The 17,880-nt window shown below is 47.8% G+C and carries 18 protein-coding genes; 10 read left to right on the top strand and 8 right to left on the bottom strand.

Going from position 1 to position 17,880, the window contains the following annotated elements; genetic code table 11:
* Window positions 1-314: 314 nt before the first annotated feature.
* The 3 genes from I1H34_RS23885 (at window position 315) to I1H34_RS23875 (ending at window position 3,570) form a co-directional block, all read left to right on the top strand.
* Window positions 315-1,499 carry an AAA family ATPase gene (locus I1H34_RS23885; RefSeq protein WP_212663381.1) on the top strand — a complete coding sequence of 395 codons (1,185 nt, stop codon included), beginning with the start codon at window positions 315-317 and terminating at the stop codon, window positions 1,497-1,499.
* A 429-nt stretch (window positions 1,500-1,928) separates the two neighbouring features.
* Window positions 1,929-2,180: a hypothetical protein gene (locus tag I1H34_RS32285; protein WP_249369561.1), complete on the top strand. Its 252-nt coding sequence runs from the start codon at window positions 1,929-1,931 to the stop codon at window positions 2,178-2,180.
* A gap of 193 nt (window positions 2,181-2,373) precedes the next feature.
* Window positions 2,374-3,570: a nuclear transport factor 2 family protein gene (locus tag I1H34_RS23875; RefSeq protein ID WP_212663380.1), complete on the top strand. Its 1,197-nt coding sequence runs from the start codon at window positions 2,374-2,376 to the stop codon at window positions 3,568-3,570.
* A 24-nt stretch (window positions 3,571-3,594) separates the two neighbouring features.
* On the opposite strand, the gene I1H34_RS23870 is transcribed toward I1H34_RS23875, so the two are convergent.
* The 4 genes from I1H34_RS23870 to I1H34_RS23855 all read right to left on the bottom strand — a co-directional run bounded on the left by I1H34_RS23870 (window position 3,595) and on the right by I1H34_RS23855 (window position 7,424).
* Complete coding sequence (locus I1H34_RS23870) at window positions 3,595-4,128, bottom strand: peroxiredoxin family protein (protein WP_212663379.1); 534 nt, start codon at window positions 4,126-4,128, stop codon at window positions 3,595-3,597.
* 180 nt (window positions 4,129-4,308) lie between these two features.
* Complete coding sequence (locus I1H34_RS23865; protein WP_212663378.1) at window positions 4,309-5,574, bottom strand: Y-family DNA polymerase; 1,266 nt, start codon at window positions 5,572-5,574, stop codon at window positions 4,309-4,311.
* On the bottom strand, window positions 5,571-6,002 hold the full coding sequence (locus tag I1H34_RS23860; RefSeq protein ID WP_212663377.1) for a LexA family protein: 432 nt from the start codon (window positions 6,000-6,002) through the stop codon (window positions 5,571-5,573). The genes I1H34_RS23865 and I1H34_RS23860 overlap by 4 nt, the downstream gene beginning before the upstream one ends.
* Window positions 6,003-6,293: 291 nt before the next feature.
* Window positions 6,294-7,424 (bottom strand): sugar phosphate nucleotidyltransferase, encoded by a 1,131-nt coding sequence (locus I1H34_RS23855; protein ID WP_212663376.1) that lies wholly within the window; start codon window positions 7,422-7,424, stop codon window positions 6,294-6,296.
* A 505-nt stretch (window positions 7,425-7,929) separates the two neighbouring features.
* Between I1H34_RS23855 and I1H34_RS23850 the strand changes: the two genes are divergently transcribed.
* The 3 genes from I1H34_RS23850 to I1H34_RS23840 all read left to right on the top strand — a co-directional run bounded on the left by I1H34_RS23850 (window position 7,930) and on the right by I1H34_RS23840 (window position 9,617).
* Window positions 7,930-8,409 (top strand): hypothetical protein, encoded by a 480-nt coding sequence (locus I1H34_RS23850; protein WP_212663375.1) that lies wholly within the window; start codon window positions 7,930-7,932, stop codon window positions 8,407-8,409.
* Between the two features lie 70 nt (window positions 8,410-8,479).
* Window positions 8,480-8,740 (top strand): hypothetical protein, encoded by a 261-nt coding sequence (locus tag I1H34_RS23845; RefSeq protein WP_212663374.1) that lies wholly within the window; start codon window positions 8,480-8,482, stop codon window positions 8,738-8,740.
* A gap of 47 nt (window positions 8,741-8,787) precedes the next feature.
* Window positions 8,788-9,617, top strand: a protein-coding gene (locus I1H34_RS23840; protein ID WP_212662238.1) for an IS1 family transposase whose coding sequence is annotated in 2 segments (ribosomal slippage) — window positions 8,788-9,129 and window positions 9,132-9,617 — 828 coding nt in all. Because the reading frame shifts where the segments join, the coding sequence is not laid out codon by codon here.
* Here I1H34_RS23840 and I1H34_RS23835 read toward each other — a convergent pair.
* Window positions 9,595-10,107: a transposase gene (locus I1H34_RS23835; RefSeq protein ID WP_212663373.1), complete on the bottom strand. Its 513-nt coding sequence runs from the start codon at window positions 10,105-10,107 to the stop codon at window positions 9,595-9,597. The genes I1H34_RS23840 and I1H34_RS23835 overlap by 23 nt on opposite strands.
* A gap of 38 nt (window positions 10,108-10,145) precedes the next feature.
* On the bottom strand, window positions 10,146-10,664 hold the full coding sequence (locus I1H34_RS23830; RefSeq protein ID WP_212662770.1) for a helix-turn-helix domain-containing protein: 519 nt from the start codon (window positions 10,662-10,664) through the stop codon (window positions 10,146-10,148).
* Between the two features lie 96 nt (window positions 10,665-10,760).
* Here I1H34_RS23830 and I1H34_RS23825 point away from each other — a divergent pair, with 96 nt between their 5' ends.
* From I1H34_RS23825 to I1H34_RS23810, 4 genes are all read left to right on the top strand, one after another.
* Window positions 10,761-10,937, top strand: coding sequence for a hypothetical protein (locus I1H34_RS23825; protein ID WP_212663372.1), 177 nt, complete (start codon window positions 10,761-10,763; stop codon window positions 10,935-10,937).
* Window positions 10,938-10,998: 61 nt separating this feature from the next.
* Window positions 10,999-11,718, top strand: coding sequence for a rhomboid family intramembrane serine protease (locus tag I1H34_RS23820; RefSeq protein WP_212663371.1), 720 nt, complete (start codon window positions 10,999-11,001; stop codon window positions 11,716-11,718).
* A 7-nt stretch (window positions 11,719-11,725) separates the two neighbouring features.
* Complete coding sequence (locus tag I1H34_RS23815) at window positions 11,726-13,300, top strand: metallophosphoesterase family protein (protein ID WP_212663370.1); 1,575 nt, start codon at window positions 11,726-11,728, stop codon at window positions 13,298-13,300.
* A gap of 276 nt (window positions 13,301-13,576) precedes the next feature.
* Window positions 13,577-14,656, top strand: coding sequence for an N-acetylmuramoyl-L-alanine amidase (locus tag I1H34_RS23810; protein WP_212663369.1), 1,080 nt, complete (start codon window positions 13,577-13,579; stop codon window positions 14,654-14,656).
* 18 nt (window positions 14,657-14,674) lie between these two features.
* Here I1H34_RS23810 and I1H34_RS23805 read toward each other — a convergent pair whose 3' ends face one another.
* On the bottom strand, window positions 14,675-17,071 hold the full coding sequence (locus I1H34_RS23805) for a protein kinase domain-containing protein (protein WP_212663368.1): 2,397 nt from the start codon (window positions 17,069-17,071) through the stop codon (window positions 14,675-14,677).
* Window positions 17,068-17,877 carry a PP2C family serine/threonine-protein phosphatase gene (locus tag I1H34_RS23800; protein ID WP_212663367.1) on the bottom strand — a complete coding sequence of 270 codons (810 nt, stop codon included), beginning with the start codon at window positions 17,875-17,877 and terminating at the stop codon, window positions 17,068-17,070. Before I1H34_RS23800 ends, I1H34_RS23805 begins: the two co-directional genes overlap by 4 nt.
* Window positions 17,878-17,880 lie beyond the last annotated feature (3 nt).

Below are 17,880 nucleotides of genomic sequence, written 5' to 3'. Positions count from 1 at the left end.
GACCAGAATATTCGCTTGACGATCTTATCTTGTGCCTTGCTAGTGGCATTGGGCTGCTGCCTAAATGGCGAACATAGTCTTTTTAGGGTGCACAGCATAATATTTCTACCCAAATCGAAAAAATCAGTATGAATTCTTTTTATGATTGAAATCCTTAGGATTTATGGAGGAATTATGCTGTTTACTCAGTCAATCTATAGCCTTAACTTTTCGGGAATTATCTATTGTTAGACTGATTAAATTTTTCATGAATTTGGGATTAATCAGCCATATCCCAGGTGATGAAAAATCCAATTTATGGGAAATTCGTGCCAATGCGTCAAGACGTCGACCAATATCTTTCTGTACTGATTCGTCAAAAACTCAACTTATGTCTTTCGGAAGGCTGGGTTTATGGACAATTGAAACAGGAGTTTGCGCTTGAACAGGATGAATTGGAAGAGCTTACCAGACGTTTAGGGTTTCAGAAAGGTTGGAATCCAGGTCTGAAAGACTTACTGGAATACCAATGGTCTAAGGATCAAGAAACCGTTCGGACTTTGGAGAGAATTCGGGGACAATCTTTAGTCCCTAAGCCACCCCAGCGAACCAATCGCAATCCACTGAGCCAAAAGAGCAAGCATGGTGAGATTTCTTCTGATCAGAAGAAAAAAAATAGTAATCAAGATGCACTGCAACACGCTCTCAAACAACTTCATGCCCTAACGGGTTTAGATACGGTTAAATCTACAGTTCAGGAGTTAGTCAATATCGCCAAGGTCTCTCAGATGCAAGCGAACGTCGGCATCAAGTCTCCTGCGATCACGAGACATTTGGTATTCACAGGCAATCCTGGAACAGGCAAAACCACGGTTGCGAGGCTGCTGGGGGAGATTTATAAGCATCTAGGTGTGGTTTCAAAAGGACACTTTGTCGAAGTTGATCGCAGTCTTTTAGTGGCTGAATATGTGGGGCAAACAGCGCCTAAAACCACAAAAGTGATCGAATCGGCCTTGGGAGGGGTGCTTTTTATTGATGAGGCTTATGCACTTGTTGCAGATGGTCGTGGAGATGCCTTTGGGCAAGAAGCAATCAATACACTCCTCAAGCTGATGGAAGACCACAGAGAAAATTTGGTGGTGGTGGTGGCAGGCTACAAAATAGAGATGGCTCGTTTTATTGACTCCAACCCGGGTTTAAAGTCCAGGTTCTCTAGAGCAATCCATTTTGAAGACTATGCACCATCTGAATTAGCCGATATTTTTAAGGCGAGTTGTGAACAGCATGGCTATCTACTCTCTGATCAAACCTTGAAGTCCATGCGCCATTTGATTGGACAATATGAAACCCAGATCGGTGAATTGGGCAATGGTCGATTCGTCAGAAATCTGTTTGATCGTTGTGTGGCAATGCAATGTAGCCGTTTGGCTGCTTTAGCCAGACCGACTAAGGACGATTTAAGGACGTTTCTTCCTGCTGATATTCCGACTCAAGAGCAACTCACCCAGTCTCTTTTATAGTGATTGGAGGATACTAAAGTTAAGTTGCCACTGCTGATAACCTGCAGTGTCCTGGGACTAGTGTTGGCACAGTGTGCTGATTCTTTGGCGTATATCAGTTGCGATCGCACAATAGTTTCATAAGATTGGCGTTTCACTCTATTAGAATCTGAGGTTATGAGGCTAGAACTGGCTCTTTTTGTATGGCTCATCATCATCTCAACAATTTATATCTGGTCCATACATCTAGCCCTTGCGCTGCCTGCATTTGACGTTTGGTTTCTATTACTGTTAGCTTCTAGCCTATTTTCTGTAACGCTACTATATTTCTGCAGATCTAAAAAATGGCGCTATCTTTTACTGATTCAGCCCGTTGTTGTGCTGGTTGTGTTTTACTATGGGTCACCGATTAGGCCCTTTCTCAGCTTTTACTTTTCTTTGCAGCAAGAGATGACCCTGCCCCAGGTAAGAGCTGCCGTCCGACAGAATTATGAAGGTACTTCGTTTCCCTTGCCGAGTGAAGAGAACTGGAAATCTAGTGAAGAAGAGACGAAAGCCAGAATTTCACAAAAGCTCTATCTGGTTGAGCCTGGTAATTATCTACTGGATTGTGATGGCATCGTCATCAGCTTTAATCCAGAGGGTAAAGTTATTTCTGCTCGATATTCATCCTCTCTAGTACCCAAAATAACTAGTTCCTAGCACATGGCTGGGAAGGTAATAAATGATGAGCGAGGGGACCCGCTAACCTTGAGTAAAATGATAGCTGTCCACAAAGATCACTTTTTGCCCAGAATTTGAGTAGACATCCGTTTCAGAAAGCTGGCTTTGTCCTCACGGTGCCTGCTGCTCAAATGCTAACCCGGCTAATGTTCTCCTCTATTTCCTGAACCCCATGACACTCCCAGCCCATCTCCTTATTCAGGCCATGTATGAGGCTATTAATGAGCGTAATGTCCCCAAAGCGCTGGAATATATTGATCCAGACTGTTGTTATCAAGATCTAAACTTTCCCCAACCCTTTCAAGGGAAAGCCGCGGTGGGAGAGTTATTCACCGAATCCTGTAAAGGGATGCCTGCAGACTTGCTGTTTGTGGTGGACGATATTACAGAAGGTGATGCTCTCGCGGTTGGCATTCTCTGGCATGTGGAGCTAGGCGGCATTCCCCTGCCCAATGGACGCGGAGTGAGCTTTTGCCGACTATCTGAGGAAACTGGCAAACTGATATTTGCACGAGATTTGGTTGAACCCGTTATCAAGCCTGGTAAGGGAGCCTTTGTGATTCTACGGTTGATTGCTCCCTTGGTGCGCTTATTGCTCAAACCAATCACGGCAGAAGAACAAATAGCGTCCCAGAACTCAGCTAACAGCACAGAACTGCCTGCCCAACAGTTGTGGATATCGAGATTGCTATGGCTGCTGGCAGGAGCCTACATTTACATCTTGTTTTTATCGCCACCGGGACAGATTATGCCCGCAGAGCCGGTGTGGGCGATTCAATCAGAAACCTGGCAAGAAGTCTTGAATGAGTCCCTCAATTTCTTTTTCATTTTGCCTCTGGCCAATACCTTAGGCATTCAATACTTGGAGGCTCCTGCTGTCCATCCTGTAGACCAAGCCTTTTTTAACTTTGCGATTGCTTGGATCTTTATTTTCTTACCCCTACTGCTGGCCGATATGCGCAGCCGCAAGCTACCGAAAGTGGCGATCTGGAGTATGGCTCTCTTTCTGACTAATGCTTTTATGATTCCGTATATGGCTATGAGAGCTGCCATGCCGATTCCCGAAGCAGTTCCCTCACCTGCGAAAGGATTCTTGGCTCGTGCCTTTGGCTGGACAGGGCTATTGGTCAGTGGGATTGCACTGTTCTGGTTTGGGTTTGTCGGACCAGAATTTGGCACTGTAGCCGAACGATGCCAATATTTCGGGACTCAGTTAACGACGAGCCGGGTCTCGGTGGCGTTTTGCGTTGACTTGGTATTCTTTACTCTCTTTCAGATTGTGCTGTTAGGAGCTGTAGAAACAAGCCCTCAGAAACGTTGGCTGCGATTCATTCCCTTTTGGGGCTTAGCAACTTGGCTGATTATTTAAGTGCTAGGGCGATTAGGTGTTTCTCTACCGTAAACCCTCAAGCAGGGTGAGCACTTCATCTATTCCTGCATTGTGATCGACAAAAGAAAACATATGACGGAAGCGAATTTTGCCGTCTAAATCTACGATATATTGAGCCGGTAAAGGAGCACCTAGAGCTTGCCCTGCTCCATAATTGCGGAAACTCTCACATTTCGGATCATATAAAAAGGGGTAAGGCAGGTCTAAATCAGAAACAACTTGCTCACTCTGTATTTGATCCGTACTGGAGATCATGAGCAACTCTGCCCCCCGATCCATAATCTCTGAGTAGCGCTCCTTCAAATCTTGAATATGGGGATAGCAAAAAGGGCAAAAAAGTTTTTCGGTAAAGATACGAGTAAAGGCGAGGAACACAGGCTGCTGTCCACGGTAGTCCGAAAGTTTGACCAGGTTTCCCCCTACCTGAGGCAGTTCAAAGTCTGGCGCGAGCTGTCCAACAGCAGGTTCTCCTTTACCTGGCAGGGGAACAAAGTTGTTCACATAGCGTTGATTAAAGAACCCTGAACTTTGAGTCATTGGTCACTGCAACTAAATGGCCAAACGCATTGACGTTTTACCCATGAGTGTACGTTGTTTTCCAAATTTGGTGGGCTGCTTAGGTCTATAGAATCCAATATGCGAAAACATTGCTAACTGCCTTGGAGGTTGGCACCTATCTAAAGTCAGTGGCGTGATCGCAACCTTAGATAGGTGCCCTCAACAACTCGCCACAGGTAACTCTGCCCAACAGGTTGTATACCTCGGCGATCGCCACTTGGACTGCATTTTCCAGGTCTGCTTCACCCCTGAAGCCGCAATGCCTATCGTGCCTCGGCCAAACCGATCATTCACCTCATCCATAATTGACATCAGCCGCTTACGTTTCTCCCATCCCTCATCTTTTTCCCAGAGATGCCCTTGGATGGTTGTTTCGGGACAGAGACCCACCATTAGTACACCGGCCTTCTGCAATTCTCGCCCCGGCTCATAGATGCGTGCCATTGCTTTGCGGGCAGCCTCGACCATGGCGGGCGTATAGCTAGTGGCAATGGGGAACTGTACCGTTGCTGATTGGCGAAAATACCTCGACTTAAAGGGGCTGGTGCGGGCGAAGACGATCATAGCCTCTGCCACTTGCTGTTGATGGCGAAGCTTCTCTGCGGCTCTGGATGCGTGGGTTGCGATCGCATCTTGCAAATCCGCCAACTCCGTCACAGGCTGGCCGAAGGAGCGAGATACACAGATTTCCTTTTTGGGTTTCGCTACTAGCTCCAGTGGCAGACAAGAAATTCCCCGTAATTCATGGATCATCCGCACACCGACCACCCCCATCTTCTGGCGGATCATCCCTTCATTTGCATCTCGTAGTTCCTTCGCTGTTTCAATTCCCTGGCTGAGCAGCCACTTATTGTATTGTCGTCCGATTCCCCAAATTTCCTTAACGGGAAAGGTTGCCAGAATCCCCTCAGCATTGCCCGCTGTGGCAAGGTCAAATACCCCGCCATACTGCTTCTGCTGTTTAGCAACATGATTGGCAATCTTCGCTAATGTCTTGGACGTGGCAACCCCAATCGACACAGGAATCCCTGTCCATTTCATCACCGTTTTTCGAATGTTATGAGAATAGGTCGTGGCCTCAGCAAATTCCGGTATGCGCATAAAGCACTCATCAATGGAATAGATTTCTTGTTCAGGTGTATGCTGCTCCAGAACCGACATGACTCGCTGAGATAGGTCACCATACAATGCATAGTTGGAGCTAAAAACTCGTACATCATGCTGCTGAATTAGGTCTTGAACCTTGAACAGCGGTACGCCCATTTTCAAGCCCAAGCCTTTAGCTTTAGCATTGCCGGTGACCACAACCCCATCATTGTTGGAAGCGATGACAACGGGTTTATGTTGCAAGCGAGGATTAAGAGCGATTTCACAGCTGGCATAGAAGGAGTTGCAGTCACACAGCCCGATTAGACGCCGTTTCAAACCTGCAACCCATGAACCACATAGGTAACCACACCCCACACCTGGAATTCCATCCCGGCTTTGACAACGATGGGCGTATAGTCTGAATTGGCTGCGGCCAATAAGATTGTTTTTTGCGATAACCGTAGCTGCTTGACTGTAAATTCTCCGTTTAAGACAGCAATCACCACGGCCCCATCGACTGGTGTCAGTGAGCGATCCACAACCAATAAATCCCCCGAGAAGATTCCGCAGCCTTCCATCGAATCCCCTTGAACGCGCATCAGGAAAGTCGCGGCTGGACGAGGAATGAGTGCTTCTTGCAAATTCAAATTGTTCTGCAAATGGTCATCAGCTGTAGAAGGAAATCCGGCTGAAATGGGAGCAGCAAGACAAGGCAGACAGAGAGAATCTGCCCAAGAGACAGCATGAACTGAGCAAATGAGCATATTTATAGTGCATATGTACTATAAAAGATTAGCACAGGTTTTCGGGGAATATCGAGTGTTATCGGACCCTGACGAAGTTTTATCCGTTTCTTTCTTAAAGATGGACGAGGTCAAATGCGTCTCGTTCTCGAAACTTTGAGTACGACTCCGGTGAGAATGTCCCTCATCTTGACTAGCAACATTGAGAGATCAAGCGATAATCTCGGTAGTGATCAATTCGGTCAAAATCTGCCAGGGAATATCAATATCATGGAGTATCCTTGTCCACCTTTTTTGTGCGGTAGCACTGGCTTAGATCATCACTGGTGTGGGGCCATGAGAATTTTGCCGAACATCCGTAATCAGCCAATCCAAAGCTGCTGTGCGAACATCCAAGGACACCCCTGTTTTATCCACACAATAGCGACCGAACACCAGCTTATCGACTAGATTGGCTTCAGGGCCCAGACGAGAATATTCGAAGATCACGCTGTTGTCTACTGTTGCACCACTACAAATATGGCAGTTGGGTCCAATCATGGTTGGGCCAATAATTTTCACGCCTTCATCAATGCGAGTCATGCCACCAATGTACACCGGACCTTGAATATCAACCTTATCCCAGTTGATATCAACATTCAGGCCAGTATAAACACTGGGTTTCACTTCATGACCAGGGATAGCTACATTCTTGACCTCGCCCATCAATACGCTACGAATGGCATGCCAATAATCAGGAACCTTGCCAATATCCACCCATTGGAAATCCATCGCAACGCCATAAAAAGGTAAATTCATAGACACTAGTTTGGGAAAGAGATCACCCCCAATATCAAACTCTTCTCCAGATGGAATAAGGTCTAGAATTGCAGGCTCAAAAATATAGATACCTGTATTGATGGTATTGCTAAGGGCTTCATCAATTGTGGGTTTTTCTTGAAAAGATTGCACGCGGCCCTCTTCATCCGTGACTACAACACCATAACTAGAGACATCATTTGGATCGACTGTTTTCATGACGATAGTGGCAATGGAGCCTTTTTGCCGGTGCCATTCCACTGCAGCTTTTAAGTCCAAATCAATCAGGGCATCGCCACATAGCACAATAAATGTATCGTCAAAAAATGGAGAAAAATCTTGAATCCGCCGCATCCCTCCTGCTGAACCAACGGCATCTCCGATGAGCATGCCGTCTTCAATTCGACCTTCAAAAGAGTAAGCAATATCTACCCCAAATCCCTGACCATCTCTAAAATAGCTTTCGATTTCATCTGCCAAGTGGCTAACGTTCACCATGATTTCATCAAAACCATGTTGTCGGAGAAGATCGACTAAAAACTCCATCACAGGTTTCTGCATGATCGGAATCATGGGTTTGGGAATCGTGAAAGTTATCGGGCGAACGCGAGTACCTTTACCCGCCGCCAAAATCATTGCTTTCATAATTATTTATGTGTAGAGAACTAGCAACTTATCGAAATACTTAAATTTAGATTCTCAGAGGTTAATAGGAGTGTCTTTTTATCTAATGGTCATGGCAGTATTTGTCATCTCTTAGATTACCCTTCGATTAAAAAAAGTCATCATAGAGAAAAAGCTTGTCTTGCAAATAATCGCATAGAAAGTCAGGAAATAATTTAGATTTAAATTGTTTTATGACATAAAAATATCTTTCTTTCTTGATATGATTTTCAAGGATTTTTAAGTCTGCAATAATTGCTAAATAAGCAATGTGGGAACTCTGATAGCAAACTGATCAGATTGCCAAAGGCGGTTGACTAATAAGTCGCTTTTTTTGTTTAAATTGTCCTGAGAGTTTTGAGGCTGTATTGAGACTATCCATAAAAATTGAGAGGGACAACAGCAAATGCTCGCTTTCTCTAGAGGGAACTTGATGGATAGTCTGTGGGCATTTTAAAACTGAAAGACAATGAGGTCAGCTAATCCAATGCCGAAACTGGGACAAGCAGTGGGGTATAGCTTAGGAATCTTGTGGTTGACCCTGCCAGGGCATCCATTGATAGCATGTGAGCCACCTCAAAAATCGATAGTTTTGGATAGCCAAACCAGTCACAACATGCCCCTGATTCAGGATCAAGAAACGCTGCAAAAATATGGGGGTCAACCGGTGACCTTACAAGGGCGCTATGTTGCCCATAAACAAACACCAGATATTACGAGTGCAGGCATCTGGAACCCCGAGCAACCGCCTATTCCCCATATCAGAGCCAAGATAGTCTTGAACGATGGCACCTCTGTAGCACTTTATCCTCCCACTCATAAGCAATCCCTACGTTCACCTTCGGAAGCCGACCAGTTTGATCAACAGAATGTCCTGGTGGAGGGGACGGTTGAGTCTTATACGGGCGGTGGCTCATCTCCCATATGGATAATTCGTCCTTTAGAGATACAGTTGGCATCTCCCTAAGCCGCTTCTATGATTGAGCTATGCCTGCTGTTTACTCAGTTGGGCAGATCGCCACCGTGGGATATGAAGAATGTCTTCAGTCATCTCCATCAAAAAATTTGCGCTTTGGTTCGGGCTATATGCATTAGGCAGCTTTATCGCACATAATCTGTTGGCCTTTACAATTCCGGTTGCGATCGCATTCCTAATGTTGGTGTTGCCTGAGTATGGCGTAGGTCTTCTGTACCTTATTTTCCATGCGATTAAGCATCCTCATGGTCATCTCATGCCAATTTGCGTTTTAAATCGTAATTCTCATATGAGGAAAATTGGTCGGTCGTGCCTCAAGTAATTGTGGGTTGAGTATACTAGAGGCTCAGCTCAGCTTCTAACCTACCCATGCAATGCCCACTATGCGGTCATTCCAAAGCACACAAGCATGGCAAGATGCCCAACATGCTTCAACGATACCGTTGTCCTGAGTGCCAGCAGACCTTTACTGAACGCTTTGATACCCTTTACTATCGTCGTCAGGTGAGTCCAGAGCAGGTCCGACAAGTTCTCCAAGCCCATGCAGAAGGGAGTAGTCTTCGAGGTATCACTCGGACCAGTGGCCTGGCTTACAACACTGTAGTCTCTCTAGTAAGAGCTGCTAGCCAACGATCTCAGCAACTCCATAATGGCCAAGTGCAAGCCGTTGAAACGGAGGATGTCAGTGCAGATGAAATGTGGTCCTTTGTGAAAAAAAGCAAAAACACTGTCTTCCCCATGAGCTAGAGATGGGTGATTGTTGGATGGCGATTACCTTGGCAAACACAAGCGGCGTGATCCTCTCGTGTCGTGTGGGCAAGCACACCGATTCATTATTGAATGAACTGGTGACTAGCACTGAAGGTAAGACCGATTGCAAGGACTGGAATAGCGACGATTGGGGGGGGTACGAAAGAGTGTTGCCTTGGGAGATTGACCATTACATTGGCAAGGACAGAACTCAACGACTCGAACGCACCAATGGCATTATTCGACAGCACAGTGGTCGATGGCATCGACGCCAGAACAAATTTGGCAAAGTGTGGGCGCAAACCAAAGTCACTGCTCGATTAGTGGTCAGCTATTTCAATTGGATTTGGACACACAGTCGGCTTAAAACAACGGCGGCACAACGTGCTGATCTAGCCTCGCGAGCTTGGCATTGGGATGACATACTCACCTACCCCACAATTGTTTGATGCACGACCAATTGGTCATAGAAGTCAGCCTATCGGGTAAATCCATGAGTTCTTTGAGTCCCTTGCACAAGGTATCGGATACCTCATCTAAAGAATCAAAAACCTGATTGTAGAAGTGCTTTTCTTTCACCTCCTCCCAGATATGCTCTACAGCATTGAGTTGTGGACTTCGAGGAGGCTGAACAATCAAGCGTATATTGTCTGGAATGACGAGCTTCTTTCCGGTGTGGTAAGACGCTCCATCGACCTGCATCACCACAAAATAGTCTGAAAATTCATCCGCCACTTGTGCTAGGAATAAGTTCATCATCTGAGTATTGGAAAAGGGTAAGACTAAAGCACTCATCTTTCCTAACGCAGGAGCAACAGCAACATAGCCATAGAGATATTCACGGACAAGCTGCTGCCCACTTTCGGGTCGAATTCCAGGAGCACACCAAGCTCTTCTTACTTGCCCTAGACGACCAAAGCGCCCTTCGTCTGCTGCCATGATCACAATGGGACGTTGGTCTTCAGCTGAGCGATCTGCTACAGCGGTTTGGACCAGCCCCCGAAAGTTTTTTTAAAAGCCTCTCGTGCCGCTTTGTTTCCATTGGGATGGGACGGACGAGGCATGAGTTTGCGCCATCCGTGTCGGTCTAGCAAACGATAGATAGTACTGGGTGCCACTGACGTCTCCACTTTAGTCTCAAAGGCCGTTTGGATCTCTTGAACCGTTGTTAAATGACCTTGTTGAGCACGTTCAATAAACGATTCTAAAAATTCAATCTCTTCTTCGATACTCAGATAAGCACCGGGATTCTTCTTCCGTTTAGCCCTAGGAGCAATTGCTGCTGCTCCTAGGCGATTGTAAGCGGAAATCACCTGATGGACCGTTCGAAGACTAGTAGCAGTATGCGTGGCTATTTCGATAGCTGGGCGAGGATCTACCAGGGCGTTATAAATAATCATCCATTTTTGCTGACAGCGGGCAGTCGGAGCCGTAGCAATTTTGTCTTTCACCTCATCCACTGTTAGATGCGGTTTAACTGTACTAACTCGACTCATATACTTATGGAATGAACATAGGATTAGATCCTATCTAAATTACATCCCAAAACACAAATTGGTATCAGGTATCGAAATCTTTGGTTGTGGGTGGGCATGACTTGCCAGTGTTTGGTCTTGCTAGCCAGCCCCAGAGATTGCTATGGCTTTAAGCAAGGGGCTGACTGTACGCCGCCGGTTGCCGGATTTGTGATTGTCGTGGTGCTCTACCTCATTTCCCTGTTTGTATTCTTCAAAACGCTGCGTATTGAACTCCCTGCTACTGAGTCATGATGACCCTTCCGGGGGTAAATGAACTAAGCTGCATATTAGTCCCCTGAGCGAGGTTGTACAAATGGTTCCTCTTCGCGATGAAAATCCAACTCAAATCACGCCCTATGTGACCTATGGTCTGATTGTTCTCAATCTGTTGATATTTGGCTATGAATTAAGTTTGCCTCCGGGACAACTGAGCCTCTTTCTCCAGCATTGGGCGGTTGTTCCCATTGAGCTCACCGCGAGCTTTAGCGGTTTCTCCGCCGTGGATGCCGGAGAGTGGGGCACCTTAATCACCTCCCAGTTTCTCCACGGCGGTTTTTTGCATGTGGCAGGCAACATGCTCTACCTGTGGATCTTTGGCAATAATGTAGAAGAGCAGCTGGGTCGGATGCGATTTCTCTTGTTTTATTTAGCCTGTGGGGCTTTGGCGGTTCTGACCCAATGGTTTTTTAATCCCCTTTCAGTGGTGCCATCCTTAGGGGCCAGCGGTGCGATCGCCGGAGTGATGGGGGCTTATATCTTCCGCTTCCCTCAAGTCAGAATCCTGACCCTGGTGCCCTTAGGTATTTTTCTGACCACTTTTAGAGTTCCTGCAATTCTCTACCTGGGATTTTGGTTTGTGCAGCAAGCCTTTTATGGAGTAGCTAGTTTAGACGCCCCCGTTACCGTCGGCATGGAAGCGGGTGGGATTGCCTATTGGGCCCATGCCGGTGGATTTATATTTGGCGCGATTCTGGGGCCGATCCTAGGGTTATTCAGCAAATCGGACAACGCCCTGCTCTCTTCTGAAGATTAGGCCTCTCATGAAGTTTGTTTCGGATCCAGCCGTCGCCGTCAAGATCGCCAAAATGAAGGAACGGGTGTGTTGGCAGCATCCTTACCTACAAGCTAGAGAGGTTGATCAAACCCGATTAGTGGTGGACGATGAGCAGTCGGACAGCCTCGATTTTTCCTTTTTGGTGATTGGGGATAGTGGCACCGGGCAATATCGCGGTGATAGTCCTCAGCGGCGTGTGATGGAGCAACTCTTAGCCCACGGGCAAGGCAGCAGCTTTGTACTCCATACGGGGGATGTTGTGTATCTCGTGGGGTCGCAAGAGCAATACTTTGATCATTTTATTCACCCTTATCGCGAGTGGCTGATCAATGGTGAGCGACCTCAACAGATTGCCTATGACCAAATGGTCTTTAAGTTGCCCCTGTTTGCAGTGCCCGGTAACCATGATTACTACGATCTGCCCTGGTGTGTGGGATTAATCGCTCAAGCCACTTTACCGATACGCAATCTCTTTCAGCGTCAGCTTGATCTCGATCTCGGCTGGCATGGCTCTAACAAAGGGGATGCCTATGCCCAAGCGTTTTTAGATTATCTCCATCGGTTCACAATGGCTGAATTACGCCAGCATGTAGAAGCCCATTACACCGCTTATTTTAATGGCCAGCGTTGCTTGCGCTATCAACCAGGAGCGTTTACTCGCTTACCCAACCGCTACTATCAATTTCGTAAAGGTGGGATTGATTTCTTTGCTCTGGACTCGAATACCTTGAATACCCCACTGCCCATTCCTAAAGATAAGACGGGCAGATTACGGCGACGACAATTGAAGGCAGACCGCCAAGCTCTGATCAATACTAGAAGTCGAGCCTTGGCAGCAGCTTTGCGCCAGCATGAGTCTCGCTCGGACGATGATGCGACCAGCGATACCTATGCCAAAGTTGAGCAATTAGACGAGCAAATTTTAGATATTGATAAGCAATTGGCCAATGGCCCCGACCTCAGCTTAGATATCGAACAGTTAGTGTGGCTGAAACAACGGCTGATTGAGTCTTGGTCTAACCCCGAGGTGCGAGGACGAGTCTTATTTTTTCATCACCCGCCCTATGTTACTGAGGCCAGTAAGTGGTATCAGGGCCAAACCCTTGCCATTCGCCGTCATTTGCGTCAGGTCTTAGATCAGGTCCAGCAGGTCGTGGGAGATCAGGCGGCTGGCCGCCCCCTCGTCGATTTGATCATTAACGGTCATGCCCATTGTCTAGAAGTTCTGAAAACCGGCGATACGGGCCATGCCGATTCCCATATCAATTGTGTGGTTTGTGGGGGCAGTGGATTTAGTCTACGGCGACAACGCCCTGAGGGAGAGGACTTATGGGAATCGGTGGATGGAGGTGCCGAGCGATGCGTGGCGCGATCGCAACTCTTTATCGGCAGACATGGGCAAGGTTCCCAAAAACACCGCCCCTATTCTGGTCTACGGATTGATGTGCAGGCCGGAACGCCCCCTAAATTTATCCTGCGTCCTCTGATTGCAGAACGCTTTCAACGACAGTGGCATCACTATCAACTCGCGCCGATTCATCTTTCGAATGGGGCAGACTAAGGATGCCTAGAATACGACCATCAGCGGTGGAAAATTTAAGAAACGCAAAGCAGTCAGGAAAACAATGAATTTGGTGTTAATGCTTGCCCGTAAAGTGTTTCAGCTAATATCTCCAGCACCATTGATCCGCAAGACTTGCGTCTTCAGCAATGATCCATGATGATGGCGGGCGATGAGCATCATCTTTCTCTGGGCAAAACATCAGCACAGGAAACTTGATCGTGCTCCTACCAGTCAAGAGGGATCTACCCCCCCAACCTACTCGAGACTAAAGATTTGCCTGCTCAGAGACGACTGTGGAATTGCAAGATGAGGAAAGCCAGCTGGGTATTGCCCCTCGCTTTAAGCCTATTCTGCTGGGCGGACAGTGCATCAGCAGGACAGCTCACCTACTGGAAGTTTAATTCTAAAAAAAGTCGCATTGATCTGATTACGAATTCAGCAACTAAGCCGCGGGCAAAAGTGGTGATGAACCCGACCCGACTGGTGATTGACCTTCCCAATACCACCTTTCGTAAACTGAAAGCCCGCCGCAAAATCAGCAAGTATGTCCGAGAAGTGCGGGTGGCTCAACATAACCGTAAAACCACACGCGTGGTCGTGGAGCTGAGCAAAAAATATACCTTAAGCCCCCGGCGCGTCCTGGTGCGCGGTATTGCCCCCAATCGTTGGTATATCCAACTCCCCAAATTTTTCCCCTTAAAGGATGCTAAAAAGTCTTCGCGCAAGACGATTGCCATTAGAGTGCCGCCCCCCAAAATCCCCAAGCCCTCTATTTCCTCACCCGGTCCCATCGTTTCTAAACCCGTTAAGTCAGGGGCAAAAGTCGTTGTTATTGACCCCGGTCATGGGGGCGCTGACCCAGGTGCAGTAGGCATTGGCGGGATACAGGAAAAACGAGTGGTCTTAGATGTCTCGACCCAAGTCCATAACCTCCTGCGAAAACGAGGGATTAATGCGGTCTTGACTCGCTCCGGCGATCGCGAAGTAGACTTACCCCCGCGAGTGGCCAAAGCTGAAGGGGCTCGTGCTGATGTGTTTGTCAGTATTCATGCCAATGCCATTAGCCTCAGCCGTCCTGATATCAACGGTTTAGAAACTTACTATTATGTGACGGGATACCGCTTGGCCCGTGCGATTCATACCAGCATTCGTCGAGCCGTCTCTGTCGGCGATCGTGGCATTCGCCAAGCCCGATTCTATGTCTTAAGAAAATCATCGATGCCAGCTGTCCTTGTAGAACTAGGATTTTTGACGGGTAGGACTGATGCAGCGAAATTGCGAACGGCAGCCCATCGCAAACGCTTGGCAGAGGCCATTGCCCAAGGAATTGTAAATTATCTCCAGGGGAAATAGGCGGTAAGTCCGTCTGGGCTATGAGTTGAGCAGGGTGCGCAGTAGTTTCCCTGTCTTTAAATTCCATACTTTGATACTGCGGTCGCTACTCCCACTGACCAACCAGCGGTTATTGGGGCTAATGGCTAAGGTCGAGATGCTGCCTTGGTGATCCGTCAGGGTTTTGAGCAGTTGGCCGGTTTTGAGGCTCCAAATTTTGATGGTCTGATCCTCTCCGCCGCTAATCAAAAATTGATTATCGGTACTCACGACTAATGAAGCCACCATTTTCTCATGGGCCTTAAAGTTCTTAATCAGCTTACCGGTTTGAAAATTCCATAACCCAATATTCCCGCCCCAACTGCCCGTAATGAGAACCTTACCTTGTTGACCTAAGGCGATGGAACTGGTGAGTTCGGAAGACTGCCAACCCTCGGTATTGGGCAAGCGTCTGACTAATTTGCCCGTCTGTACATTCCACTGTTGAATTTGGCCGTCGCTGTTGCTGGTTACCAGGCTTTTGGCGTCCGGACTCAGCACCATGGTTTGTTCAGATGCCATTAATTGCGAGGGAATGCGGGTGACTTTATCCGTTTTCAGGTTGTAGAGCAGAATCGAGCCACCCCAGGCACTGCTGGCCATAATGCGGGTTTTGGGATCAGTGACGGTGGTGCGAATCCCGCCTTCAGGACGCATGGCGGTGTAATTGACAAAGCTGCGGCGCAAGGTGGCCGTGGATAAGTCCCACTGCAAGACTTTACCGCTAATGCTGCTGCTGATCAGGGACTGGCCATCATTCATAATATGGCTAGAGACCACCGGTTCGTAGTGCTCAGATAAGGTGTTGAGCAATTGCCCTGTCTTTAAATTCCAGACTTTGAGGGTAAAGTCCCGACTACCACTGACGAGGGTGCTGCTATCGGGACTAATCGATAACGTGGTGATGGTATCCCAATGGCCTTTTTGGCCGTTAGCCGGGGCTACAATGGTCTGAGCAGCTGTAGATTGACCGGAAGGGGGGAGCTGAGCCAGGGTTTCACCCGTAAAGGTCGTGCCGAGTTTAGAGATTAGCCACTGATCGACAGCTCGTTCCAGGGATTTTGACCAATAGCTGAAGGTTTGAGGGTTCAGTTCTGGGGCCAAGAGTAACCCTAATCCCAAAAAACTAAAGCCACATAAAATTACCCCTAGGACTGAATTGGAAATAGACGGTGGCCAACTCGTCCGCTGGACTAAGGGCATTTGCAGAATAGAGCGGGTGATTCCAGAATTAGGAATTTGCATATTCTGGAGCTGCTGCATCCGTTGGGCATAGGCCGCTGCTAGAGCAGGGTTGGCTTGGCTCGGAGGTTGGGTTGCCCAAGGGCTCTTCTTCTTCTTTTGCTGGCGACGTTTGGGGGCAGGCTTGGGAATCACCGGGTTAGGACTAAAGATATCCACCCCTAAGCGAGAGCTGCGATCGCACCAGTAACAATGGCCATAACTTTGGCTGTAATGATGGTTGGACTCCAAATTGCAAGTTTTGAGACTCGCGATCGCCTTCTGCAGAGCGGTCATCCATTGATCTGCAGAGGGACGCAGATGGGGTTGGCCATGGCCTTGGGTAAAGCATTGATGAAAACAGGACTGCAGCTGCGGGTGCAAAATCGACAACGGTATCGTGTTGGGACCGGGGCGAATCAAACTTTGGGGCGCATAGGGCCAAAATCCTTTTTCAATCAATGTGGTGGGCTGTGGCGACTCTCCCCGGCCAATCCACTTGCCTTTAAACGGCTGATCGCCAAAGAGGAGGAGAAAAACAATCACCCCTAATCGGAACCGATCATGCATTTCGGTCTGGTCAACCGACGCTAAATCCTTGCCTAATAATTCGGAAGGCGTAAAGCCTTCTGAACCTACTAAACATCGAAACACTTCGCGAGTATGAGGGTCTTGTACCTGAAAGGAATCCGTATCGATAATAGAAACCAAGGCTTGGTTATTCACCAAGATATTTTGCGGTTTGACATCTCCGACGACGTAACCCTCTTTATGCACGGCATCCATACTGGATGCGATATTGAGAGCTGCAGTATGAAGGTAATACCAGTTAAACCGAGGTGCTTTGCGACTGCGGAGTCGAGGGTTATAGATGGTGGATAATTTAACGCTTTCCCCCACTTCAGGCATGATGAACCCCATGGGCTCGCCCTGCTGGCTCTCTAGCAAATCCTTCGGCCAAGCCAAAGAAATGTGATTCTGCCCGAGGGTCGGATCTTGGGGAGGATGGGCAATCATCACCCGTAATTTTTGAAACCGCTCTGGCGTGCGCTCGTGATAGAGCTTGGCCAGAAACCCCCGATAGCTAGTTTTCCAGACGGTCCCCTCGCCGCTACTGGCGATCTGCTTCGTCAGGGATAGGGTCCGACCCGAAACTTGGCATTTGAGAACGGTCATCCGTCATCCTCTGGCCTAAATAGACAAAGCAGCAGCGTCTTATCGTCGTCCGTCTTGGCATTTAATCGATCTGATTCTAAGAAGGTTTCTACATAGGTTTGACGTTCTTCAGGATCGGAAATCGACCGTAAACATTCAAAGAACGGCTTGAAGAAAGGCGGGAATGCTTGCCAATCCTGAAATCGAATCGCTACTTTTTCAAGACCATCCGTGGCTGCACAGACAAAGGGATGATGATCCGCACGCACAGCAATTTGCATATGCTCTACCGCATTATCGCTAGTGACAAACACTGTTTCGTTAATGTATTCGCCTTTAACCGGCTCAAAGAGGAGGTCAAAGGAAGGTATGGGTTCAGTTTCAGAGAGGTTGGGGGCTGTTTGCTGGGCTTGGGTGACAATAAAGCCATCGCCAATCTGCATACAGGCCAGCCAGTTGGGGGTCGCAATAAAGCCTAATAATGTACATCCTAGCTCTCGCAAAGGATACTCACCACTCTCGGCTTGCGATCGCAAGGCAGTAACAACCGCTTCAACCATCTCTGTGAAGAGAATTTGAGCGTCAGCGTTAATGGTTTCTAAGTCAACGGATGACCAGTGTTCTTCTCTCTCCTCTAGCATGGCCAACGCTGTTTTGACGGCTAGCTTAGACCCAATATCTGAGAATTTGGCACTGCCGGCGCCATCAGAAACGACACCAATGACGGTGTCCGCTTGCACAAGATAATTGCCATAATCTTGGCAAGGCAATTGTTTCTGTCGATGACGAGTTCCAATTGCAGAATGAACGATTGCTCTCCAGGCCACAAC

This window comes from Acaryochloris marina S15, from assembly GCF_018336915.1.
In the GTDB taxonomy this organism is placed as follows: domain Bacteria; phylum Cyanobacteriota; class Cyanobacteriia; order Thermosynechococcales; family Thermosynechococcaceae; genus Acaryochloris; species Acaryochloris marina_A.
This window is presented reverse-complemented; position numbering and strand designations above follow the sequence as displayed.